This window comes from Vibrio sp. 2130-1 (assembly GCF_033339515.1).
Genome location: NZ_JAWOUT010000015.1, coordinates 54723 through 77502, shown reverse-complemented (window position 1 = coordinate 77502; position 22780 = coordinate 54723). Strand labels below are relative to the sequence as shown.

21 protein-coding genes are annotated in these 22780 nt (G+C 44.4%); 16 read left to right on the top strand and 5 right to left on the bottom strand.

What is annotated here, in order from left to right:
- Positions 1-90: 90 nt before the first annotated feature.
- The 3 genes from deoA (at position 91) to deoD (ending at position 3571) form a co-directional block, all read left to right on the top strand.
- Entirely contained in the window at positions 91-1419 is a 1329-nt protein-coding gene (gene deoA / locus R7Q09_RS19505) for a thymidine phosphorylase (RefSeq protein ID WP_206953299.1), read from the top strand.
- Between the two features lie 68 nt (positions 1420-1487).
- A complete protein-coding gene (locus tag R7Q09_RS19500) occupies positions 1488-2708 on the top strand; it encodes a phosphopentomutase (protein ID WP_239945646.1) in 1221 nt (406 codons plus the stop codon).
- Positions 2709-2851: 143 nt separating this feature from the next.
- A complete protein-coding gene (gene deoD / locus R7Q09_RS19495) occupies positions 2852-3571 on the top strand; it encodes a purine-nucleoside phosphorylase (protein WP_005380140.1) in 720 nt (239 codons plus the stop codon).
- Between the two features lie 94 nt (positions 3572-3665).
- Here the strand turns inward: deoD and R7Q09_RS19490 are convergent, their stop codons facing one another.
- Positions 3666-4271, bottom strand: coding sequence for a YtjB family periplasmic protein (locus R7Q09_RS19490; protein WP_005391677.1), 606 nt, complete (start codon positions 4269-4271; stop codon positions 3666-3668).
- Positions 4272-4362: 91 nt separating this feature from the next.
- Here R7Q09_RS19490 and serB point away from each other — a divergent pair, with 91 nt between their 5' ends.
- Positions 4363-5343 carry a phosphoserine phosphatase gene (gene serB / locus R7Q09_RS19485; protein WP_130545034.1) on the top strand — a complete coding sequence of 327 codons (981 nt, stop codon included), beginning with the start codon at positions 4363-4365 and terminating at the stop codon, positions 5341-5343.
- Positions 5344-5407: 64 nt separating this feature from the next.
- Here the strand turns inward: serB and R7Q09_RS19480 are convergent, their stop codons facing one another.
- The gene (locus tag R7Q09_RS19480; RefSeq protein WP_005380143.1) at positions 5408-7756 is read right to left on the bottom strand and encodes a PilZ domain-containing protein; all 2349 of its coding nucleotides are present in this window, start codon (positions 7754-7756) and stop codon (positions 5408-5410) included.
- Between the two features lie 136 nt (positions 7757-7892).
- On the opposite strand from R7Q09_RS19480, the gene radA reads away from it, so the two are divergent.
- Positions 7893-9272, top strand: coding sequence for a DNA repair protein RadA (gene radA / locus R7Q09_RS19475; RefSeq protein ID WP_239945647.1), 1380 nt, complete (start codon positions 7893-7895; stop codon positions 9270-9272).
- A gap of 215 nt (positions 9273-9487) precedes the next feature.
- Positions 9488-11578 carry an elongation factor G gene (gene fusA, locus R7Q09_RS19470; RefSeq protein ID WP_005386444.1) on the top strand — a complete coding sequence of 697 codons (2091 nt, stop codon included), beginning with the start codon at positions 9488-9490 and terminating at the stop codon, positions 11576-11578.
- Between the two features lie 118 nt (positions 11579-11696).
- Here the strand turns inward: fusA and R7Q09_RS19465 are convergent, their stop codons facing one another.
- Complete coding sequence (locus R7Q09_RS19465; RefSeq protein WP_318071096.1) at positions 11697-12644, bottom strand: LysR substrate-binding domain-containing protein; 948 nt, start codon at positions 12642-12644, stop codon at positions 11697-11699.
- A gap of 97 nt (positions 12645-12741) precedes the next feature.
- On the opposite strand from R7Q09_RS19465, the gene R7Q09_RS19460 reads away from it, so the two are divergent.
- Positions 12742-12951 carry a DUF1127 domain-containing protein gene (locus tag R7Q09_RS19460; RefSeq protein WP_005380156.1) on the top strand — a complete coding sequence of 70 codons (210 nt, stop codon included), beginning with the start codon at positions 12742-12744 and terminating at the stop codon, positions 12949-12951.
- A gap of 68 nt (positions 12952-13019) precedes the next feature.
- Here the strand turns inward: R7Q09_RS19460 and R7Q09_RS19455 are convergent, their stop codons facing one another.
- Both R7Q09_RS19455 and R7Q09_RS19450 read right to left on the bottom strand, forming a co-directional pair.
- The gene (locus R7Q09_RS19455) at positions 13020-14711 is read right to left on the bottom strand and encodes an AMP-binding protein (RefSeq protein WP_206953302.1); all 1692 of its coding nucleotides are present in this window, start codon (positions 14709-14711) and stop codon (positions 13020-13022) included.
- 148 nt (positions 14712-14859) lie between these two features.
- Positions 14860-15585 carry a helix-turn-helix domain-containing protein gene (locus tag R7Q09_RS19450; RefSeq protein ID WP_130545037.1) on the bottom strand — a complete coding sequence of 242 codons (726 nt, stop codon included), beginning with the start codon at positions 15583-15585 and terminating at the stop codon, positions 14860-14862.
- A 336-nt stretch (positions 15586-15921) separates the two neighbouring features.
- Between R7Q09_RS19450 and R7Q09_RS19445 the strand changes: the two genes are divergently transcribed.
- From R7Q09_RS19445 to R7Q09_RS19405, 9 genes are all read left to right on the top strand, one after another.
- On the top strand, positions 15922-16095 hold the full coding sequence (locus tag R7Q09_RS19445) for a Flp family type IVb pilin (RefSeq protein ID WP_145473528.1): 174 nt from the start codon (positions 15922-15924) through the stop codon (positions 16093-16095).
- Positions 16095-16583 (top strand): prepilin peptidase, encoded by a 489-nt coding sequence (locus R7Q09_RS19440; RefSeq protein ID WP_031781044.1) that lies wholly within the window; start codon positions 16095-16097, stop codon positions 16581-16583. The genes R7Q09_RS19445 and R7Q09_RS19440 overlap by 1 nt, the downstream gene beginning before the upstream one ends.
- Before the next feature lie 62 nt (positions 16584-16645).
- Complete coding sequence (locus R7Q09_RS19435) at positions 16646-17959, top strand: hypothetical protein (RefSeq protein ID WP_005386447.1); 1314 nt, start codon at positions 16646-16648, stop codon at positions 17957-17959.
- A 13-nt stretch (positions 17960-17972) separates the two neighbouring features.
- On the top strand, positions 17973-18728 hold the full coding sequence (gene cpaB, locus R7Q09_RS19430) for a Flp pilus assembly protein CpaB (RefSeq protein ID WP_005386448.1): 756 nt from the start codon (positions 17973-17975) through the stop codon (positions 18726-18728).
- 7 nt (positions 18729-18735) lie between these two features.
- Complete coding sequence (locus R7Q09_RS19425) at positions 18736-20199, top strand: type II and III secretion system protein family protein (protein WP_005386449.1); 1464 nt, start codon at positions 18736-18738, stop codon at positions 20197-20199.
- A 13-nt stretch (positions 20200-20212) separates the two neighbouring features.
- Positions 20213-20437 carry a hypothetical protein gene (locus R7Q09_RS19420; protein WP_031781045.1) on the top strand — a complete coding sequence of 75 codons (225 nt, stop codon included), beginning with the start codon at positions 20213-20215 and terminating at the stop codon, positions 20435-20437.
- Between the two features lie 25 nt (positions 20438-20462).
- Positions 20463-21782: a pilus assembly protein TadG-related protein gene (locus R7Q09_RS19415; protein WP_318071095.1), complete on the top strand. Its 1320-nt coding sequence runs from the start codon at positions 20463-20465 to the stop codon at positions 21780-21782.
- A gap of 1 nt (position 21783) precedes the next feature.
- Positions 21784-22248, top strand: a complete 465-nt coding sequence (locus R7Q09_RS19410) for a TadE/TadG family type IV pilus assembly protein (protein WP_031781046.1) — start codon at positions 21784-21786, stop codon at positions 22246-22248.
- A complete protein-coding gene (locus R7Q09_RS19405; protein ID WP_005386454.1) occupies positions 22245-22778 on the top strand; it encodes a TadE/TadG family type IV pilus assembly protein in 534 nt (177 codons plus the stop codon). Before R7Q09_RS19410 ends, R7Q09_RS19405 begins: the two co-directional genes overlap by 4 nt.
- Positions 22779-22780 lie beyond the last annotated feature (2 nt).

Below are 22780 nucleotides of genomic sequence, written 5' to 3'. Positions count from 1 at the left end.
AATGCGTCTGAACGGTAGCACCTAAACGGGTGCTACCAAACCTCTTCTATCCTACTACAACCATGGCTCAAAAGAGCTTGGGAGGCACTAATGTATTTACCACAAGAAATCATTCGTAAAAAACGTGACGGCGAAGTCCTAACCGCCGACGAAATCAACTTCTTTATTCAAGGCGTAGCGAACAACACGGTATCTGAAGGTCAGATTGCGGCGTTTGCTATGACGATTTTCTTTAATGAAATGACCATGGATGAGCGCATCGCCTTAACGTGTGCAATGCGTGATTCGGGCATGGTTATCGACTGGAGCCACATGAACTTCGGTGGTCCAATTGTCGACAAACACTCAACCGGTGGTGTGGGTGACGTAACTTCTTTAATGCTTGGCCCAATGGTGGCAGCGTGTGGCGGTTTCGTACCTATGATCTCTGGCCGCGGTCTTGGTCATACAGGCGGTACGCTGGATAAACTTGAATCTATCCCTGGTTACAACATTACACCGAGCAACGATGTTTTTGGTCAAGTAACCAAAGACGCTGGTGTGGCGATCATCGGTCAAACTGGTGACCTTGCTCCTGCGGATAAGCGTGTTTACGCGACTCGTGATATTACCGCAACGGTAGACAATATCTCCCTGATCACGGCGTCGATCCTTTCTAAGAAACTGGCGGCGGGTCTGGAATCGCTAGTGATGGACGTAAAAGTGGGTTCAGGTGCATTTATGCCAACTTACGAAGCGTCTGAAGAGCTAGCAAAATCAATCGTTGCGGTAGCAAACGGTGCTGGCACTAAGACTACGGCAATTCTTACGGACATGAACCAAGTATTGGCGTCTTCAGCGGGTAACGCAGTAGAAGTTCGTGAAGCGGTTCGTTTCTTAACAGGTGAATACCGTAACCCTCGTCTACTTGAAGTGACCATGGCTTCATGTGCTGAAATGTTAGTACTTGGCAAGCTTGCTGAGAACACAGAAGACGCACGCGCAAAACTGATGGAAGTGCTGGATAACGGCAAAGCGGCTGAGTGCTTCGGCAAGATGGTTGCCGGCTTAGGCGGCCCCGAGGACTTCGTAGAAAACTACGACAACTACTTAGAAAAAGCAGCAATCATTAAGCCAGTTTACGCAACAGAAACGGGCATTGTCTCTGCAATGGATACACGTGCTATCGGCATGGCTGTGGTTGCTATGGGTGGTGGTCGTCGTGTTGCTACTGATGAAATCGACTACGCAGTTGGTTTCGACGAGTTCATCCGCCTAGGTGAGGTCGCAGACAGTGATAAACCTCTTGCAGTCATCCACGCTCGCACTGAAGAGCAATGGGAAGAAGCGGCAAAAGCACTGCGCAGTGCAATCAAAGTAGGTGGTGAATACACACCAACTCCAGAGGTTTACCGCCAAATTCGTGCAGAAGATATCTAATAGAACAAGTAATTACACAAGGCCTACTCAACCATAATAAAAAGCCGAGTGGGCCTAAGGAACGAGCAATGAAAAGAGCATTTATTTTAGTACTAGACTCATTCGGTATCGGTGCAACTGCCGATGCTAAAGAATTTGGTGATGTAGGTTCAGACACACTAGGTCACATCGCTGACCAATGTGAAAAAGGCTTAGCAGATAACGACAATCGCCAAGGTGCACTTCGCCTTCCAAATCTATCGAAACTTGGTTTGGCAATGGCGCATAAAGAATCGACAGGTCGCTTCGCACCTGGACTAGACGCAGACGCTGAAATCATCGGTGCATACGGTCACGCTGCAGAGCTTTCTTCAGGTAAAGACACACCGTCTGGTCACTGGGAAATCGCAGGTGTGCCTGTTCTGTTTGATTGGGGTTACTTCACTGACAAAGCAAACAGCTTCCCGAAAGAACTGACAGACCGCATTCTTGAGCGTGCAGGTCTTGACGGTTTCCTAGGTAACTGCCACGCATCTGGTACTCAAGTTCTTGACGATCTTGGTGAAGAGCACATGAAGACTGGCAAACCAATCTTCTACACGTCTGCTGACTCTGTATTCCAAATTGCATGTCACGAAGAGACTTTCGGTCTTGATCGTCTACTAGAGCTTTGCCAAATCGCACGTGAAGAGCTAGAAGATTACAACATTGGTCGTGTTATTGCGCGTCCATTCGTTGGTGCTGGTAAAGGTCAATTTGAGCGTACTGGTAACCGTCGTGACCTTTCTGTTGAGCCACCATCAGCAACGGTTCTACAGAAACTTGTTGAAGAGAAGCAAGGCAACGTGGTTTCTATCGGTAAGATTGCTGATATCTACGCAAACTGCGGCATCACTAAGAAAGTGAAAGCGACAGGTATCCCTGCATTGTTCGAAGCAACGCTAGAGCAAATCAAAGAAGCGGGTGACAACACGATCGTATTCACTAACTTCGTAGACTTCGACTCAGCTTACGGTCACCGTCGTGATGTAGCGGGCTACGCAGCGGCACTTGAGTACTTCGATGGTCGCATCAACGAAGTGCTGGATATTATGGAAGAAGACGATGTGCTGATCCTAACGGCAGACCACGGTTGTGACCCAACATGGCCAGGTACAGACCACACTCGTGAGCACATCCCAGTGATTGTTTACGGTAAGAAAGTACCAGCAGGTTCACTAGGCCGTCGTGATAGTTTTGCAGATATCGGTCAAACATTGGCAAGTTACTTCGGTACTTCTCCAATGGATTACGGTAAGAACTTCCTATAATTAGTTAGGTTTTTGAAAACTAGGAGCTTGATTGCTCCTAGTTTTATGTTTGCAGTATGTAAATGCTGCTTGTCGGAAATGAGAATACTCTGGCTTATATCGCCTTAAGCGCGGAGCGCTAGAGAAAGGTTAAGGAAAAGAAAATGGCAACTCCACATATCAATGCTGAAATGGGTGCATTTGCAGACGTCGTACTGATGCCTGGTGATCCACTACGTGCAAAATACATCGCAGAGACTTTCCTTGAAGATGTCGTTCAAGTGTGTGACGTTCGTAATATGTTTGGTTACACAGGTACATACAAAGGCCGTAAGATCTCGGTAATGGGCCACGGTATGGGTATCCCATCATGCTCGATTTACGCGACTGAACTAATCAAAGACTTCGGCGTGAAGAAAATCATCCGTGTTGGCAGCTGTGGCGCAGTGAATGAAGACATCAAAGTGCGTGATGTTGTGATCGGCATGGGTGCATGTACTGACTCTAAAGTGAACCGTATCCGCTTTAAAGGTCATGACTTCGCGGCAATCGCAGACTACAACATGGTTCGTGCGGCAGAAGACGCTGCAAAAGCTCGCGGTATTGACGTTAAAGTTGGTAACCTATTCTCAGCAGAGCTTTTCTACACGCCAGATCCAGAAATGTTCGATGTAATGGACAAGTACGGCATTGTTGGTGTTGAAATGGAAGCGGCTGGTATTTACGGTGTTGCGGCAGAATACGGTGCAAAAGCTCTGACAATCTGTACGGTTTCTGATCATATCAAGACTGGCGAACAGACTACATCTGACGAGCGTCAAACGACATTCAACGACATGATGCTAATCGCACTAGATTCAGTATTGCTTGGTGACGAAGAGTAAGCGACGAAGAGTCATTCTATTTTTCGCTCTCAAGAGCTAAAAAACAGCCCGCACATTGCGGGCTGTTTTTATATGAGTTATTAGCGCTACCTAGTTACTTGGTTAGCAGCAGGTTTGGCGCTTTTTTACGACGTATCGGTTGTCGACGTAAAATCAAGATGAATAACATACCACAGACAAAGCTCATTAAGACCATCATGTACATATAACGATCACTCTTGCGATAGTGGTGGTCAGAAATAGCCGTCACCCGGCCCGTCTCAAAGGTCACGCGAACAAAACCGATAAGCGCACCATCTGCAAAAACTGGTTCAACCAACTGCTGGCGACCAATGGAAGCTGTTGCCAAAGGCGTATCCAGGCCAAGAACTTCGCGTACCGATAATGCCTCTTCACTAGATGCTAAACGTACACCCTGTGCATCGTAGATTGTTGCATCAAACACTAAACGGTCTTGTGCTAGCTGGTTTGTTAGCTGAAGTAATCGTTCTTGATCTTTAGTTAAAATCATCTCACTGGCAGAAAGAGACGCCTGTGAAATCAAAACTTTGGTGAGTGTTTCAAGCTGTTGTGCTTGAATTTTCTCATTACCCTTACTGATCACAACACTGTTTTTTATTGTGATAAACAACATCACACACAGTAGGATTAGTGCCAGAATTCTTAGGGCATTCCTTACTGAGAACAAAGATTCACTCATGCTCTTTACTCATCCATTTAAAATAAAACAAAGACTTGCCTTTTTAGTTTGTTGAGGTAACGTTTTAGCAAAGTCATAAGGGATTATATACATGGACGCGTCAAAAAGCTTGCCTATCAGAAAACATACGACACTTTTAAAACGATTACCCGAGACTCGATTTGCCTCCCAATTAGATAAAGCAAAAGCAAACTGGATCGTATTTGCTGAGTACCTTTCGCCAAATCACTTCGAAGACATTGATTTCTTCACCGGCTTTTACAACCCGATACTAGAAACGTGGAAAGTTGGCCAATATGAAGTAGCCCTGATGGCCGGAGAGTTGACTCCTCAACATGAAACGATCTTACAAAGTCTCAACCTAGATTACGCCTCGCTTAATGAAGTGCCCGATCTATCAACCCAAGGGTTGATTGTATTTGATATGGATTCAACGGCGATCCAGATAGAGTGTATTGATGAAATCGCGAAACTGGCAGGAGTAGGGGATGAGGTAGCGGAAGTCACTGAACGTGCCATGCAAGGTGAGCTGGATTTTGAGCAAAGTTTACGTCAGCGAGTTGGTAAGCTCAAAGGTGCCGATGAATCAATTCTTGAACAAGTTCGTTCCCAGTTACCATTCATGCCGGACTTTGAAGCGCTAATTGCGACGTTGAAAGCCTTGGGCTGGAAAACAGCGATTGCTTCCGGTGGTTTTACTTACTTCTCTGATTACATCAAAGATAAAGTCGACTTAGATTTTGCTCGCTCCAATCAATTAGAAATTATTGACGGCAAACTCACGGGTAACGTACTTGGTGATGTGGTAACGGCGCAGATGAAGTCTGACATTCTAGTGGAACTGGCGGATGAATATGAAATTGAGCAGCACAACACGGTTGCTGTCGGTGATGGCGCTAATGATCTTGTGATGATGTCGGTGGCAGGATTAGGGATTGCGTATCACGCAAAACCAAAAGTGGAAGCTCAAGCGCAATCAGCGATTCGCTTTGCAGGGTTGGGCGGTGTGCTCTGTATTTTATCTGGCGCATTGGTGAAGCAGCAAAAGGTCAGCTGGAAAGCTAAACCTTAACCATCCATTCAAAAACACCGCCAGAAAGGCGGTGTTTTTTTTTCAATTTGGTATGACTTTGAATTTACTCGGTTAACTCCAATCTAATTACAACCTCTTCAGTAATGTCTTCAAATTCACTGTAACCAACGAGCGCTGTTAACTCTTTTTCTAACTTGCTCGCTTGATGTACGCCAAATTGGGTTAAGTCACTTAAATCTTGTTGCAGTAATGATGTCATCGGATCGAAAATTGGCGCAGTAGAAAGGCGAATCACGTAAAAGTCACCCATCATTCGCGCTTTCTTTATAAATTGAATCCGCTCTTTTACGCTGTTGAACTCTTGATGAAGCTTTGACTCAATGCCTGTAATTTTATTGCCTACTTTTGCGGCGCTTATGTAGATATCCTGATGTCTGGCTTGAGCACCTTCTACACGTTTTATTGGCTCTGCGATTAATGTGCTTGTCCGGCCTTTAAAGATAGGTTCAAGTGACAACAGTTGGTCATGCCCAAGACGGGCAAAAAGCTCAATGTGTTTAGGTAGCGGCAAGTTCACCCCGATAACGGGGGTTTTGATTGAAGATGACGTACTCTTACTGATAAAAATAGGCGTGCTCAGCGTACGCGAGAGCAACATGCAGTGCAGCCTTTCAAGTAGAGCATTACTTGGTAGCGTCTCTTTTTGCGGGATTAGCTTGTCTTGATTGTGCTCGATAATGCTGTTGAAAAAAGCGATTACCTTCATGGTTTGGCTGCTTTCATCAATAACTAGCTGCACGCTACAACCGTCTGGGCTTACACGAATTACTCGGTATGGCACCGACATTAACGGCAATTTTTTATCGTAGAGTTGTAATTCTCGAAAGTTGATTCTTACCTCTTGCCCAGAACGTAACATCGTGGGCTCACTTAGCCTAATTCCGAGTCCTCGTTTGGAAAGGTCAACAGTACAGCCGCCTGTTTTAGTTTGTCCTGAGTACAACTCTAAAGGTGTTTTAAAACGATAACGAGGCTCTTTTCGACGAGACTTTGCATCAAAATAAATGCCCTTTGGATTGCCGATAACTCTTCTCGGATGGCGAAACGCGTTTAATGTATTAGCGGGTAAGCGCGGCTTTTCAGTTAGCAGGTAATCCTGCCCTGACTTTTCGTCAGCAATTTCTTGCAAAATACCAATATGAGTCAGTGATTGAGACGTTTCTGCTAACTCTGGAGAGAAAGCTGCTAGGTCTTCCTGTTCTTGCTCTGATAGTTCAAAGATTGAAATTCTAAAGGCGCGCCAACTCTCTCGTTTGCCACCTAAATGCCAAAATAGCTGGCGCTGTTCGCGAGTTGCTTCAGGGCGAAACATCGAATAGAAATAGGTTCGATTCTCGTGCTCGTGAGTAAATGAATAAAGGACATTGGTTGTTCCTTTAACACCAGGCTTAATGAGTGACGCGATGCGTTGCTCGTTGAATAAGGAACCAAACATTTGCTGGTTTCTCTCATCGTGCCAGTATTGCCAAAGCTTTTGATTGTTTGGCGTTAACATTGCTAATTTTAGGTCACTACCATCAAAGAATAGAGGTAAGCTGCTGGTGTGCTTTAGTGCGATGTGCTCATAACCGCGAGTTCGAGCTCGAATAATCTTGTCTTGATTGTCGTGACGAGCCCTTTTAGCAGCACTGTTGAGCGCTTCATCTATCACTCGGGTGACGACATTGGTGTCAGTTAAGCGTATGGTTCTGAGGTATCGAACTGAGTCATTTTCGTAACAGTCATCAACCGCGAGTATGCGGTATGCGAGCGGTTTCTCTATACCTGCAACGTTAGATTTGCTGGCAAATTCAGTAAACGTGACCTGAATAATTTCCCCAAGGTTATATTTAAATGCGCTAGGAACTTTGAACTTTGCGCCAGAGCTAGATAAATCAATGCTTAATCCATGAAGAAGCTGTCCTTTAGAACGGCAAATTTCAACTTGAGATTGGACTTTCAAGCGTTTTTCTTGGCGCTTTAAATCGTAGCCTAGGTGAACGGGTTCTGCTAAGAACGGGCTTTTAGGATCCGTTAACGATTGCGTTTTTTGCTGAGTAAGGCGCTTGCTCATTACGCGAAAGTTATTTCGCGTGTTGACCAATGCTTCCCACATTCCTTCCGTGTAGCAGCCAAACTTTTTGATGTTTTTATGGTAAGCGTTGAAAGCAACGTCATCCAACCAATGTGGAATGCCATCCAAAATATACTCGCGACATTCGCCTTGAACGCGACCTCGCAAATCAATGCTTTTTTTGCATGGAGCCATTAAGCGGTTAAGTTCCATTTTAACCAAAATTTTGGCCGAAGGCGGCTCTTCCTCGGTCAGTTGGCCAAGGACAAAGTCAAAGTCATTCGTACCGTAAACGGGAATGAGTCGTTCTGCGAGCGAGAGAATTTCAGATTGCTGCATTATTTCTGTTAGAGTATGTCGTTACTTTAAATTGTATCGGCTAAGCGAAGTAATACTTAAGTATATCAATAGTTCATTTCAGTTCAGGTCTGACTTGGCTGTGCTTAGTCACATTTGTAGAAAAAATTGAGGCATCATGGCGAAAGCAAAACGAGCGTATGTTTGTAATGATTGTGGCGCGGACTTTCCCCGTTGGCAGGGGCAGTGTAACGCATGTGGTGCATGGAATACGATAACAGAAGTACGTATCGCTGCATCGCCAACCGTTGCTCGCAATGAACGCTTAAGCGGCTACGCTGGTTCCGCAACAGAAGCTACGGTTCAAACGCTATCCGAAATTGATCTGCAAGAAGTACCTCGCTTCACCAGTGGGTTTAAAGAGCTTGACCGCGTGTTGGGTGGTGGGGTTGTGCCAGGTGCCGCAATTTTGATTGGTGGTAACCCTGGTGCAGGTAAATCAACCCTTCTGTTGCAAACCATGTGTAGTTTATCTGCGCAAATGCCAACGCTTTACGTAACCGGTGAAGAGTCATTACAGCAGGTGGCAATGCGTGCTTCCCGATTGGGCTTGCCGAAAGATCATTTAAAAATGCTATCGGAAACGAACGTCGACAAAATTTGCCAAATCGCCGAAAAAGAGCAGCCTCGTATAATGGTAATAGACTCGATTCAGGTGATGCACGTTTCTGATGTTCAATCGTCGCCTGGCAGTGTTGCTCAGGTACGTGAATCTGCGACGGCTCTGACACGATACGCAAAACAGAATAATGTTGCGGTATTTATTGTTGGTCACGTAACAAAAGATGGTACCCTTGCGGGCCCCAAAGTTCTTGAACACATTATCGACTGTTCGGTACTACTCGATGGTGGAACGGATAGCCGATTCCGCACTTTGCGTAGTCATAAAAACCGTTTTGGCGCTGTGAATGAGCTTGGTGTCTTTGCAATGACAGGCCAAGGATTGAAAGAAGTGAGCAACCCATCAGCGATCTTCCTTTCTCGTGGTGAAGAAGAAACATCAGGCTCTTCCGTCATGGTGGTTTGGGAAGGCACGCGCCCTCTGCTAGTAGAGATTCAAGCGCTGGTGGATTACTCGCAGTTAGCCAACCCTCGTCGTGTTGCGGTCGGCTTGGAGCAGAACCGCCTATCACTTTTGCTCGCTGTGTTGCATAAGCATGGTGGCTTACAAATGGCAGACCAAGATGTCTTTGTTAATGTGGTTGGCGGTGTTAAGGTGACGGAGACGAGCGCTGATCTTGCTTTAGTTATGGCGCTTTTATCGAGTTTTCGTGACCGTCCACTCCCTAAAGATGTGGTGATTTTTGGTGAGGTAGGGCTTGCGGGCGAAATCCGTCCAGTGCCAAGTGGGCAAGAGCGTTTGAATGAAGCGTTCAAACATGGTTTCAAGAAAGCCATTGTGCCAGCAGCCAACATGCCGAAAGATGGCATCCCTGGCATGCAAATTCACGGCGTTAAGAAATTGTCGGAAGCTATAGAGGCTTTTGACGAGCTGTAATGCTCATAAGAATGGTATTTGTGCAATCACAAACTGTTCTATTCGTCCTCAATAAAATGCGAATAAAGTACATAAATTGCTGTGTTTGACTATGCTTTGGGGACGGAAATTTCACGTTAAAATTTTTTTTCTTCCATCCGCACGCAAGGGTATCAGTATTGACAGAATGTGATATACTCTGCGCGCACTTTATACCTTATTAACAGAGTAAGACAATGACTGATTTATCAAAATACAGAAACATTGGTATTTTTGCTCACGTAGACGCGGGTAAAACTACCTCTACAGAGCGTATCCTAAAGCTAACTGGTAAGATCCATAAGATCGGTGACACTCACGACGGTTCAACTACTACTGACTTCATGGAGCAGGAAGCTGAGCGTGGTATCACAATCCAGTCTGCAGCAACAACTTGTTTCTGGAACGATCACCGTCTAAACATCATCGATACTCCTGGACACGTTGACTTCACTATCGAAGTTTACCGTTCTCTAAAAGTACTTGACGGTGGTATCGGTGTATTCTGTGGTTCTGGTGGTGTTGAGCCTCAGTCAGAAACTAACTGGCGTTACGCTGACGAATCACACGTATCACGTCTGATCTTCGTTAACAAACTAGACCGTATGGGCGCAGATTTCTACAAAGTTGTAGATCAAGTACAGAACGTACTAGGTGCTACACCTCTAGTTATGACTCTACCTATCGGTATCGAAGAAGATTTCGTAGGTGTTGTAGACGTACTAAGCCAACAAGCTTACGTATGGGATGAGTCTGGCCAACCAGAGAACTACGAAGTTCAAGATATTCCAGCAGACATGGTAGAGAAAGCTGCTGAATACCGTGAAATGCTAATCGAAACTGCTCTAGAGCAAGACGAAGATCTAATGATGGCTTACCTAGAAGAAGGCGAAGAGCCATCTCTAGAAGACATCAAACGTTGTATCCGTAAAGGTACTCGTGATCTAGCATTCTTCCCAACTTACTGTGGTTCAGCGTACAAGAACAAAGGTATCCAACTTATTCTTGACGCGGTAATTGATTACCTACCATCTCCAACAGAAGTTGATCCACAGCCTCTAACTGATTCAGAGACTGGTGAGCCAACTGGTGAAGTTGCGACTGTATCTGCAGACGAGCCACTACGTGCTCTTGCATTTAAGATCATGGATGACCGCTTCGGTGCTCTAACCTTTATCCGCATCTACTCTGGTAAGATGAAGAAAGGTGACACAATCCTTAACTCTGCAACTGGTAAAACAGAGCGTATCGGCCGTATGGTTGAGATGCACGCGGACGAGCGTAACGAGATCGATTCAGCACAAGCTGGTGACATCATCGCTGTAGTTGGTATGAAGAACGTTCAAACTGGTCACACTCTATGTGATCCTAAGCACGAATGTACTCTTGAGCCAATGATCTTCCCAGATCCAGTAATCTCTATCGCAGTTAAGCCTAAAGATAAAGGCGGTTCTGAGAAGATGGGTATCGCGATCGGTAAAATGGTTGCAGAAGATCCATCATTCCAAGTTGAGACTGATGAAGATTCAGGCGAAACTATCCTGAAAGGTATGGGTGAACTTCACCTAGACATCAAGGTAGATATCCTTAAGCGTACTTACGGCGTTGAGCTAGAAGTTGGTGCTCCACAGGTTGCTTACCGTGAAACTATCACTCAAGCAATCGAAGATAGCTACACGCACAAGAAACAGTCTGGTGGTTCTGGTCAGTTCGGTAAGATCGACTACCGCATCAAACCAGGTGAGCCAAACTCTGGCTTCACGTTCAAATCAACAGTTGTTGGTGGTAACGTACCTAAAGAATTCTGGCCTGCAGTTGAGAAAGGCTTTGCGTCAATGATGGAGCACGGTGTTCTAGCTGGCTTCCCTACTCTAGACGTTGAAGTTGAACTATTCGACGGTGGTTTCCACGCAGTTGACTCTTCAGCTATCGCTTACGAAATCGCAGCGAAAGGTGCATTCCGTCAGTCTATGCCTAAAGCTGGCGCGCAACTTCTTGAGCCAATCATGAAAGTTGACGTGTTCACTCCAGAAGATCACGTTGGTGACGTAATCGGTGACCTTAACCGTCGTCGTGGTATGATCAAAGACCAACAAGCAGCGTCTACTGGCGTACGTATCAAGGGTGATGTACCTCTATCAGAAATGTTTGGTTACATCGGTACTCTACGTACTATGACTTCTGGTCGTGGTCAGTTCTCTATGGAGTTCTCACACTACGCACCATGTCCAACAAACGTTGCAGAGCAAGTAATTGCTGACGTTAAAGAGCGTAACGCTAAGAAGTAATTCTTAAGTTAACTCTATAACTTGAAAGCCCCGCTTAGTGCGGGGCTTTTTGTATTTAGCAGTCTTATACGCAGAGCGTGTTTGTTTTATTCCTATTTAGCGTTTGTTTTGACGATTGTTATGATGCCGTTCTAGTACTGTTGCCTTTTAGGTCAATGGTCTTAAAGTCTGGTACCACTGACTTTTCAAATATTTCTATTTCTTCCTTCAACCATTGCGCAAACAATTGAGCTTTAGGTCTTTTTAAGTAGCCTTTTGGCGCACACAAGTAATACGCAAAGTTGGGCTTGATAGCGATATCTCCAATTCGGACCAATTTGCCAGAACGAAAATATTGATGGGCTAAACTGTGTTTTACTAATGCCACGCCTTGAAGTGATAGTGCAGCCTCAAGCACGAGATGTGATCCACTGTATTTTAAGGTAGGCTTTGCTGCGCAGTGACCCAAGGTTGCTAACCACATATTCCAATCAAGATCAGGCCAAACATCTTCAATCAGCTCAGCTTTGCTTAAATCCTCGATGTTATAGATCCCGTGCTCTTTCTGGTACACCGGATGACAAGCAGGATAAAAAGCTTCGTCCATCAGCCATTGTGATTCTAAATTGGGATATTTTCCTAAACCGTAACGAACACATAAATCTATCTGACTATCTTGAAAAGACACCAAATCATTGGTTGGTTCTAATAGCAAGGCGATATCAGGGTGACGCTGGCGAAAAGCCGTAATTTTCGGGACTAACCAATGATGAGCGAAAGAGGGGAGTGTTGATATCGAAAGGTGGTTCGGGTTTGGATCTTGATTGACTAATCTAACCCCTTGCTGCAAATGAGCAAACCCTCTTTCTGCCTGACTAAACAGTAGCTCTCCCTCTGGTGTGAGCACGATTTTTCTGTGCTGACGAACAAATAGGTCCGTGCCTAAGAACTCTTCTAAATGACGAATTTGCTGACTAATGGCCGCTGGCGTAACAAACAGTTCTTTTGCTGCCGTTTTAAAGCTTCCTTCCTTTGCTGCAACGAAAAAGTAATACAAGCCCTGTAAGGGAGGTATTCGATCTTTCACATTAGTTTTCCTTAACTCTATGGCAGATTCTATCGTTTGAGGATATCAGCGTAGTCGCTGATTATTAAGTGGTCAACATTGTATAGGGAACTTTGAAATGGAAAACATGACACACACTTGTGAGCGTACTATACCTACTGCCCATCAGAGCGGGTTACAGTTAATTTATTCTAAACTGGCGGCTTGGAGAAGGAACTATAAGACACGTCGTCACTTGAGAGAGTTACCAAAGCACCTTTGGGACGATATTGGATTAGGTGAAAGGGAGATTAGTTGTGAAGTGAGTAAGCCATTCTGGAGAGAGTAGTCTATGAGTTTGATTCAAGCTCAAAGTTAAGTTGCACTCCCCAATGGTGTTGAGGAGTGCAAGCAAAATTACAAGTCTTCTTCCCACACGACCAATTCATCTTTTGGCCAATTGTGGCCTATCTCATGATACTTTTGTTCGAGCACATGACGTTTAATTTTAAGCGTTGGCGTCAGTACGCCATTTTCTATACTCCAAGGTTCTTTAATCATTAACACACCTTTGATTTGCTCATGAGAGGCGAGTTCTTGATTCATCCTGGCAATAACTTTACGTGTGGTACGTGCGTATCGCTCTCGATCAAAGTTAGGGAAGTCATGTGGCACAACCAAAAGAATTGGAGCGGGTAGCCCTAAACCGATGAGACACATCATCTCTACGCGACTGTACTCGAAAAGCTTTTTCTCGATAGGAACCGGAGAGACAAATTTACCTTTGGCGGTTTTGAAGTTATCTTTTTTACGGCCTTGAATCGTTAGATAACCATCTGAGTCGATAGCGCCGATATCGCCTGTGTGTAGCCAGCCCTCTGAATCAAAAGACTCTTGGGTGGCAATATCATTTTTGTAGTAGCCAGAAAATAGCCCTTTGCCACGCACCATGATTTCATCATCGGCTGCGATTTTTAACTCAATGCCTGGCCCTGCATTACCGACACTACCAATTTTGTCAGCTCTAAATGGGTAGTTGAGCGTGCTGTAGGCAAATGATTCCGTCATCCCCCAAGCCTCTGTGATATCAAGGCCCACTGAGTGGTACCATTCCAACAACGCTGGCGAGACAGGTGCAGAGCCACAGCCTAATACTCGAGCCTGATCTAAACCTAGACCATCTGCTAGCTTTTTCTTGATCAAAGAATTGACGAATGGGATTTTCAACAGAATATTGAGCTTCTTCTGTGGAAGTTTGTCTTGAATACGTTGCTGGAATAGCGTCCATAATCGTGGGACGGAGATAAACAGAGTTGGTCGGTGCATCTTCACATCTTCGATAAAAGTGTCCAGTGACTCTGGAAATGCTGTTGGCACGCCACCCATAATCGATGAACCGAAGATATAAACACGCTCTGTAATATGAGCGAGCGGTAAATAAGAGAACAATCGGTCGTTTTCTTGGATACCAATATGATTGATCAGTTGCTGAACAGACCAACTGAATGCGCCGTAAGTTAGCATCGCGCCTTTCGGTAACCCTGATGTGCCTGAGGTATACACCAACGACATTAGCTTGTCATCGTAATGCTGCGGACGCTCTTCACTTGGCACTGCATCAGCAATGAGCGCTTGGTATTCGTGCTTACACTTAGGTGCCGTGTCATAAGGTAGAGCGATGCTAATGAGTTCAGGCATAGCATCAATGACTTGCTGAGTTGCTTTGGGATCATCGAGTTTTCCGCCAATGATCGCTTTACTTTCACTATGAGTCACACAGTATTCGATGGTGTCTGCACCGGCGGTAGGAAAGATTGGCACACTGACATAGTCACCAAGCATCATAGCAAGATCGCAAATAAACCATTCTGCACAGTTTTTAGATACTAACGCGACTTTGTCGCCAGGCTTTACACCAAGCGTGCGTAATGCGCTGACAAGTTTTAAGGCTTGATCTGCAACATCAGAGAATGTGTACTCAACAAACTGTCGGTTAATAATTTGTTTTAGGTAGACCTCATTTGGACGCTCTTGAGCCCATTTGAGGATCATTTCATTTGGTGGTGGGAGAGCGCAACCAGCAGCGCTATTTAGATTCGGCTGATTCATTTTAAGTGACTCCATGTCTTCTCATTGTATTTATAATTGTTAACGCATTGTTAACTTTAGCATGTTAAATCGCGACACGGGAATGCATTTTGATGAAATATGTGGGGAAGATAGCGTTAGTTGTTCTGACAGTTGCTACAAATAAAGCCTAAAACTGCTGTCGATAATTTGCTGGAGACAGACCTGTTTTTTTCTTAAAAATTCGAGAAAAGTAAGAAACGTCTCGATACCCGCACTGATAAGCAATGTAAGCAATTTTCATCGATTCATTTTCAATTAGCATTTTCTTAGCTAATGAAATGCGTTTCGCCGTGACATAATCACGAAAGCACATACCCACTTTACGGTGGAAAACTTTGGAAAAGTAGTTCGGCGAGTAATGACAAAGAGCGGCTGCTTCCTCTTCTCTTAGGTCCTTATGAACGTTATTGGCGATGTAATGGACTACGTCTGAAAAGTTTGACTTGCCGCTTCGAGAGAAAAGTTTATCTACCGAGATTTGTTCTTCGTCTACTTTACTATGCAAAAAGTATTTCAATTTTATTTGTGAAAGCCAGATAGGAAGAGTGAGCTCGTTCAACTTATAATATTCCGCACAAATATGCTTGGGCGGCAAGTGAGGAGCCGTATCTTTTGGAGATACGACGATCAGTTTTTTGTCGAGGTTTTTACAGAGCGTTATAACACCTTTCAAGTGCTCTTGATGATCACAGGTTATGTAGTAAAAGAAGTAGCTATGTTCTTTATCACTGAGGACTGAGATATCTTTACTGCAGTCCATAATGTCAAAGCACCCATCAAACTCACAACGAAATTGTTCCGGCAGCGAGCAAAGGGTCTCTCCTATCCAGTAAGCTTTGGTCTGTTTATCCATATGAATCCTGCTCAGTACGTACTACACCAATGTTAGTATGCATTGAGGTCAGTCGAGCCTCATTCCTTGAGCTTCAGACCTCACCCTTTCGTTTATTAAGCTTAGGCTTATATAGTCATACTGCAAGTGTGAAATGTGTCACATAGCTTACAGTGATGTGTCTTATTTATGATACATTTTGCCTCTGAAGCGCAGACAGGCAAGAAAGTACTAACCTTTGGCAAAAAAGTCCTAACCCCCCTAATTCTTGATGACTAATGTTTAAGCATGATTCGGGTGTATATGATACCTGCGTCATGGACAAGCGAGATTTGGTTAAATAAAGGGGATAATCTTATGGATAACTTTCGCAATCTAATCAAGGACTTCATGGAAGACGAAGAGGGGCTAACACTTTTGGAGTATATCCTAGGTGCGGCACTAATTGTTACTGCATTCTTGACTTCAGGCTTCTGGACAACCTTGTCTAACAAGTTCACTTCAGTAGCTGGTCGTATTAGCACTTCGTAATGGTTAGCGAGTTAATTATTTGGTCATTACTTATTGCGATTGGAGTTTCAGACGCACAGAAACACAGAATACCGAATAAAGCAGTGCTTATGCTTTTGGTTGCAGTAACTGCAAACGTAATTTACAACCCAGCCACAACTGGTTTGGATCATTTATATGGTGGGTTGGTTGCGTTTGCGGTGTGTTTCGCGCTGTATCTTTTCAAAGTAATGGCTGGAGGAGACGTTAAGTTACTCGCCGTCATAGGGGCATGGTTGGGATTGAGTAACCTTGGGGAAGCGTCTACCGGGATAATACTCGCTGGAGGCATTGTCGGCATTTTTTATCTAATGCTACATGTGTCATCGACTAGTGTTGCTCTATCACATCAGATTAAAGGGTATTGCTTAGAAAAAGTAACACCAGGTTTTAGGTCCAGTAAGCCGTTAGTCATTCCATTCGCGCCGATAATCGTAATTGGATTAGCTTATTTTTCCTATACCCACTAAATAAAAATAATAAATGGCATGCAGCATCAGTTGGCTAAGCAACTTCAAGGAGGGGAAGTGTGATGGGCTCTGTGTATTGGGAAAAACTCGTGCCACAAATAAATCCACCAAAAGTACCTTCATCGGTAGAAGGTCTTGGCATACCGGCTTCAGTCGTTGAAAACTTAGTGTTGAAACACCTGTCAGCTTATCCGAAATGTGATTTGATCGAGTTAACACAGCGGTTATGTGTGGTTTCAAATATTGTTGAACTTGCTTTGGCGCAGTTGAGGAAACGAAGCTGGGTTGAGGTATATCAGCCTACATCTGAGAAGCTAAACCATTCGTACTCGAACATTCGTTATAGTCTAACGGAGTTAGGACTTGCGGAAGCAGACATTGCATATAGAAAAGATCCGTATATCGGTCCTGTTCCAGTTTCTTTGGAAGAGTATTGGACCGTTGTTGAAGGACAAGATCTACGCAAAAACCCTGTTACCCGTATCGATGTAGAGCGTGCATTATCTGATGTTTTTGGCTCGGATCACTTAGTTCCTGTTCTCGGACCTGCTATCAACTCTGGACGAGCTTTGTTGCTTTACGGCCACGCGGGTACTGGTAAAAGTTACGTTGCATCAAGAGTGCTCAATGCAATGAACACTTCGGTGTTTATTCCTTACGCCGTATATGCCGATGGCAACATCATCAAAGTGTTCTCAGAGCATCATCACCGTCGTTTAGACAACTCCCATTCTCAGGTTTTCGTTAAGTTGGAAACCCATTACGACAAACGCTGGGTTCTTTGTGAAAGACCAAACATTCAAGTGGGCGGTGAGCTGACATTGGAGATGCTTGAGGTAAACCACAGCGAGCATAATCGCGTATGGATTGCGCCACTTCAAATGATGGCTAACAACGGAATCTTAGTGATTGATGATCTCGGTCGTCAGTCAATGCCTGTTGACGCCTTGCTAAATAGATGGATCGTTCCAATGGAATACTTATTTGACCATCTGGCGCTGCCAAATGGTCAACAAGTAACGGTGCCATTTATGCTTACTTTGGCATTCTCATCCAATTTTGCACCAAGCAAAATTGCTGACCCTGCTTTTTTACGCCGTCTGGGGTACAAAATTGAGTTTAAGCCACTTGGTGATGATGACTATAAAGCGCTTTGGTTATCGCTGTCCAAAGACTTGCAACTCGCGTTGTCGCCTGAATTCTTTGACACATTAAATCAATTGCACCGTGAAAATAGAATGCCTAATTATCCATGCTTACCTAAAGATCTTTTGGGCATTAGCAGAGACGTTCTCGTTTTTGAAGGAAAACGAAAAGTCGTCTCATCAGACATTTTAACTCGTGCCTGGGGACTGTATTTCACAGTGGATGAATAGGGAGATCTAAATTATGAGTCGGACTCAAGTCATCATGCTATTGCTACTCTCCATTGTTTTCGGCCTTGCTGCCGTGTTGATAGCTAAACAATGGATGGATGGCAGAAACCAACCAACAGTCGAGTTAGAAGAGGTCGAAAGGCATCCCGTTTTAGTTGCCGCCATGGAGCTAGAACCAGGAACTATTCTCTCTGAGAAACATTTGTCTACTAAGCTCATGGAAGTGGACTGGATAGATGATGAAACATTGAAAGTAAAAGAACAGGCATTGGGAAGAATCGTTGCCAATACTATTTACGCGGGTGAACTTGTTAACCCTCATCGCCTTGCCCTACCTGGTGAAGGCGCAACACTTGCTGCATTAATTCCAGAAAACAAGCGAGCAATCACTATTCGCGTAAATGACGTTATCGGTGTGGCAGGTTTTTTGTTACCAGGCAACAAGGTCGATGTCCTGAATACAGTGAGTTATGGACAAGGTAAAAACGCCACAACAAAAACAGTGCTTAAAAATATCAATGTTCTTGCGGTGGACCAAACAGCCAAAACGAATGATAACAAACCCGTGATTGTACGCGCTGTGACTTTAGAAGTAACACCGAAAGAGGCAGAAAAGCTCTTATCGGCGAACAGCAAAGGCGATATACAACTTGCTCTGCGCAACCCTCATGAAGTGGATAAACCTGTTGTAGCAAGAAAATACACGCCACGACCTAGTGTGACCATTATTAAGGGATCTCAGGCATCCAGTGTCCGAGTCAGCAATTAGGTGAATTATGAAAACAATAATATTACTTGTTAGCCAGTTACTTTTCGTCAGCTTGTCTGTTAACGCAGCTACGGCGCAGTCAGGAAAAGTCGTAACCGTTGCACATCACCAATCAACTCAATTGATGATATCAGGCCAAGCAAAGAAAGTGACGTTAGGGGATCCAGAAGTCTTGGATATTTTAGTGCTCAGATCGAACGAGCTGTTTCTTATTGGTAAGAAGTTAGGTACTACGAATGTGTCGGTGTGGGATCGCCGAGGCCGGTTAATTGAGCAGTTTAACGTGGAAGTCACGCATGATCTAAATACGCTTAAGTCGAAGCTTTATCAGTTCTTGCCGGATGAAAATATCGAAGTGCACAGTGCGCAAGAAAAAGTGGTACTTAGAGGCTTGGTCAGCAGTCAGCAAAACATGGACACTGCGGTCAAAATTGCTGAAACCTTTGCTTTGGGTGAAGCGGCAGATGAAGAAGATGATAGCTCTAAAGATGATGAAAGTATGGTCATCAATCTACTTTCTATTGGTGGTGCTCAACAGGTAACGCTAGAAGTTACCGTTGCCGAAGTACAGCGCACACTTGTAAGACGCTTCGACTCAAACTTCCACTTTTTCCAAAGAAGTGGGGACTTTACTTGGGGTGGTACGACTGCTGGTGGCGGTATTGATGGCATTGGACCGATTTTGAACGTCCCAACAGTCGAAGATTTCGGTTTTCTCGGATCGTTTATTGACAGTAATACCTTGTTTACCTTTGCGCTTGATGTGGCGAAGCAAAATGGCGTAGCGAAAGTGCTGGCAGAGCCTAGCCTTACCGCATTAAGTGGTACGCAAGCCGAGTTTGTCGCTGGTGGTGAATTCCCAATTCCAGTACCAAATGAAGATGGTATTACCATCGACTACAAAGAGTACGGTGTTCAACTCGACTTTGTTCCGTTTATTTTGAGCGATAAGAGAATCAATCTAAAACTGAACGTCAATGTGAGTGAAATTTCCAATTCTGGTGTGTTGACGTTTAATCCAAACGAAGTGAATGCCACTTTCTTTATTCCACCAATCACAAAACGAAGTGCTGGTACCACGATTGAGCTAGCAGATGGTCAAACCATTGGTATTGCGGGGCTATTGAGTGAAAACGCGCGTAACGTTGCGAATGGTATACCTGGTGCGAGTGATCTACCTGTGTTAGGCCGCTTGTTTAAGAGTGAAGAATTTACCTCTGGGGAAACAGAACTAGTCATTCTGGTTACTCCTCGATTAGCAACCCCAATTGATCGACGTCGAATTACGCTACCAACAGATGGTTTTGTTGCTCCAAACGATGTGGAGTTCTATTTGCTTGGTAAAGGTGCTGAGTTGGATTTCGATAGGTACCAGCTAAACGACATTAGTGAAGAAGATACTAACAACAATTTTATTCAATACGGTTCGTCAGAAGGTGGCTCTGAGGGCAAGTTTGGGCACAGTCTATAAGTGGGAGAACAAGATGAAAAGCATAATGATAATGACCATTTGTTTCACATCATTCGGCTTGTTTGGCTGTGCGAATGACCCCGAGCTTGGTATCTCGGTTAGCCAGCTGCGCGCTGAACAAACTCTGAATCCAGAAGCCTGGTATGAGAATTTGGGCTACTTACCGGAAGGTAGTGGTGAGCGCACACAAGTTAGCTTAGAGGTATATAACAACAATGGGGTAGCCAAAGATGATTAAGTGATACGTTCACTTAGGAGGGGCTATGCGAAGGAATATGCATATAGCGCCAAGGAGAGCTCAGAAAGGGATTACCTTGGTATTAATTAGTTTAGTTTTATTATTTTTACTTGGTGTTGTAGCCTTTGGTATTGATTTGAATCACCAAGTACTCAATAAAACAAGACTACAAAACGCGGTCGACTCCGCTGCATTAGCGGCTGCGGTTGTCGTCGATGAAAGGACCGACGCGGCAGATTTGGCTGAGCGGCTTAGTTTAGCGACGCAAGCGGCGAATGATGCTCTGACTCATTCTGCTGCGTCTGATGGTAACCAAGAATTAGTTTACACGGGGGAAAACATAGATGTAACTTTCTCAAATTCGAACGCTAAAGGCTCATTTGTTGAAGCTGGAGAGTTCTCTTTGGGCAGTGACAGCGACATCTATGTTCGTGTTGCCGTTAGTAATGTTCTTTTGACACAGTATTTAAGTGGCATGTTTGGGCTCGACAAAGGGGTGTCAGCAAGTGCTGTTGCAGGACCAAGTGCGCCAAGCATTACTACATGTAACGTGTCGCCTATTGCTATGTGTGGCGATGTAGGCTCAGCTGATCTGGCGTGGGGATACATTCCTTCTTCAAACCCAAACTACAATGGTGCACAAGATCGAGATGCTGACACTATTCATGTATTGAAACCATCAGGGCACACGGATGGTGGCATTGGTTCGGGTAACTATCACCTTTTAGACTTTGGTTCCGGTAAAAATACAGTAAGAGAAATGCTGGCAGGGGATACTGAGGAGTGCATAACAGTCGGTGATTTAGTCACAACAGAGACTGGTAAAGGTACGGGACCAGTAGCTCAAGGTCTAAATACGAGATTTGATGGGGGTAAGCCAGATGAAGGCATTACTTCAGATAAGTACATCGAAGAGTCCAACGTAACATACGACAATTACCAACAACAATATCAGGATGCGGAAGACCCGGCCGTTGATAACGATGCGTTTTATTATGCCGATTATGTCGAAGGGTTAGCCGCTTGTACGGGGGGGCCTGGCGCGTGCAAGTCGCAATATTACCGAGCGGATGGGAAAACCGATCGAAGGGTATTACGAGTGCCGATCGTTCGTTGTGATGAAGCTCCAAAAAAAGGCGGCAAGATGGATTTAGAAGTACTGGGCCTAGGATGCTTTTTTGTTACTCAGGAAGTGCAAAACAAGGGGAATGAATCGGAAATATTCGGTCAGTTTCTAGAGGATTGTACGGTAAAAAATGCGTCGTCTGGGGTAGATCCGGATGAAGATGGAGTTGGGCCATACAAAATCGTTCTATACAAAGACCCGTCAAGTGGAGGGTCTTAATATGATGTACTCCAATAGAAAGCATCAGATGAAAAAGATGGCTAACCAGAAAGGACTGGCAATTATAGAGTTTATTCTTGCATTGCCAGTGCTACTGATGCTGACCGTATTAGTTATCGACGTGAGCCGAGCTTTTATTCAATACACAGAGGTCAACAAAGCGTTGCAAAATGGCGCACGGTATGCCGTGGTTGATACTTATGGCACGTTAGATTTTGAAGGTATAGCTGAAGAATCTGATATTAAAAATGTGGTGATCTATGGCACGCCGAGTGGCGTTGGTACGCCGGTAATCGACTATATTGAAGCTGCTGACATTATTGTGACTCAACCAACGGACACCAATAAGGTTGTCACCATATCGGCTACTTATAATTATGAGCCTATTTTCTCAACCTTACCTTTTACCGGAACCTCTTTGGCTTTCAGTATTGGCTCTTCTGCGTCAATGAGGACTAGCCCATGAAACAATGGATAAGGAAACAGAAAGGACTGACCCAAGTTGAGTTTTCGTTAATTGCACTTGCGGTAATGTTAGTACTGTTCATGATTATTGAGTTTGCAATCTACTTTTATTCAGTGCAAATGGTCAACGAAATTACCAGGCGAGCGGCACGACTTGCCACGGTTTGTTTTATTTCTGAACGTGATGAAATACCTAATCATCAAGCTTTGGAGAGTCTATATCCTTCAGGTTTTACCGCTAATAATTTACAAATCGAATATTTAGACGATACAGGTGCAACTGTTGATGTGTCGGATTTTTTGAGTACTCCACCTGCAGCATCTACAGTGTTAGATGCTCAGTTTTCAAAAATAAAATATGTTCAAGCAAGAGCAGTTGATTATGAATTTAAGTTTTTTGTGTTAGCTGCGCTTATTAGTGCAGTAGGAAAAACGCCTGCTTTTGAAACTGTATTGCCGGCAGAAAGCTTAGGTGTATTAAAGCCTGAAGCTGATAACCCTGCTGTTTATTCGGATTGTTCCGCGGAGTAGCT

Bases quoted from the DNA above. Each gene is read 5' to 3' on its own strand.
- deoA (WP_206953299.1), top strand. From the start codon at position 91: ATGTATTTACCACAAGAAATCATTCGTAAAAAACGTGACGGCGAAGTC.
- R7Q09_RS19500 (WP_239945646.1), top strand. From the start codon at position 1,488: ATGAAAAGAGCATTTATTTTAGTACTAGACTCATTCGGTATCGGTGCA.
- deoD (WP_005380140.1), top strand. From the start codon at position 2,852: ATGGCAACTCCACATATCAATGCTGAAATGGGTGCATTTGCAGACGTC.
- R7Q09_RS19490 (WP_005391677.1), bottom strand. From the start codon at position 4,271: ATGAGTGAATCTTTGTTCTCAGTAAGGAATGCCCTAAGAATTCTGGCA.
- serB (WP_130545034.1), top strand. From the start codon at position 4,363: ATGGACGCGTCAAAAAGCTTGCCTATCAGAAAACATACGACACTTTTA.
- R7Q09_RS19480 (WP_005380143.1), bottom strand. From the start codon at position 7,756: ATGCAGCAATCTGAAATTCTCTCGCTCGCAGAACGACTCATTCCCGTT.
- radA (WP_239945647.1), top strand. From the start codon at position 7,893: ATGGCGAAAGCAAAACGAGCGTATGTTTGTAATGATTGTGGCGCGGAC.
- fusA (WP_005386444.1), top strand. From the start codon at position 9,488: ATGACTGATTTATCAAAATACAGAAACATTGGTATTTTTGCTCACGTA.
- R7Q09_RS19460 (WP_005380156.1), top strand. From the start codon at position 12,742: ATGGAAAACATGACACACACTTGTGAGCGTACTATACCTACTGCCCAT.
- R7Q09_RS19455 (WP_206953302.1), bottom strand. From the start codon at position 14,711: ATGAATCAGCCGAATCTAAATAGCGCTGCTGGTTGCGCTCTCCCACCA.
- R7Q09_RS19450 (WP_130545037.1), bottom strand. From the start codon at position 15,585: ATGGATAAACAGACCAAAGCTTACTGGATAGGAGAGACCCTTTGCTCG.
- R7Q09_RS19445 (WP_145473528.1), top strand. From the start codon at position 15,922: ATGGATAACTTTCGCAATCTAATCAAGGACTTCATGGAAGACGAAGAG.
- R7Q09_RS19440 (WP_031781044.1), top strand. From the start codon at position 16,095: ATGGTTAGCGAGTTAATTATTTGGTCATTACTTATTGCGATTGGAGTT.
- R7Q09_RS19435 (WP_005386447.1), top strand. From the start codon at position 16,646: ATGGGCTCTGTGTATTGGGAAAAACTCGTGCCACAAATAAATCCACCA.
- cpaB (WP_005386448.1), top strand. From the start codon at position 17,973: ATGAGTCGGACTCAAGTCATCATGCTATTGCTACTCTCCATTGTTTTC.
- R7Q09_RS19425 (WP_005386449.1), top strand. From the start codon at position 18,736: ATGAAAACAATAATATTACTTGTTAGCCAGTTACTTTTCGTCAGCTTG.
- R7Q09_RS19420 (WP_031781045.1), top strand. From the start codon at position 20,213: ATGAAAAGCATAATGATAATGACCATTTGTTTCACATCATTCGGCTTG.
- R7Q09_RS19415 (WP_318071095.1), top strand. From the start codon at position 20,463: ATGCGAAGGAATATGCATATAGCGCCAAGGAGAGCTCAGAAAGGGATT.
- R7Q09_RS19410 (WP_031781046.1), top strand. From the start codon at position 21,784: ATGATGTACTCCAATAGAAAGCATCAGATGAAAAAGATGGCTAACCAG.
- R7Q09_RS19405 (WP_005386454.1), top strand. From the start codon at position 22,245: ATGAAACAATGGATAAGGAAACAGAAAGGACTGACCCAAGTTGAGTTT.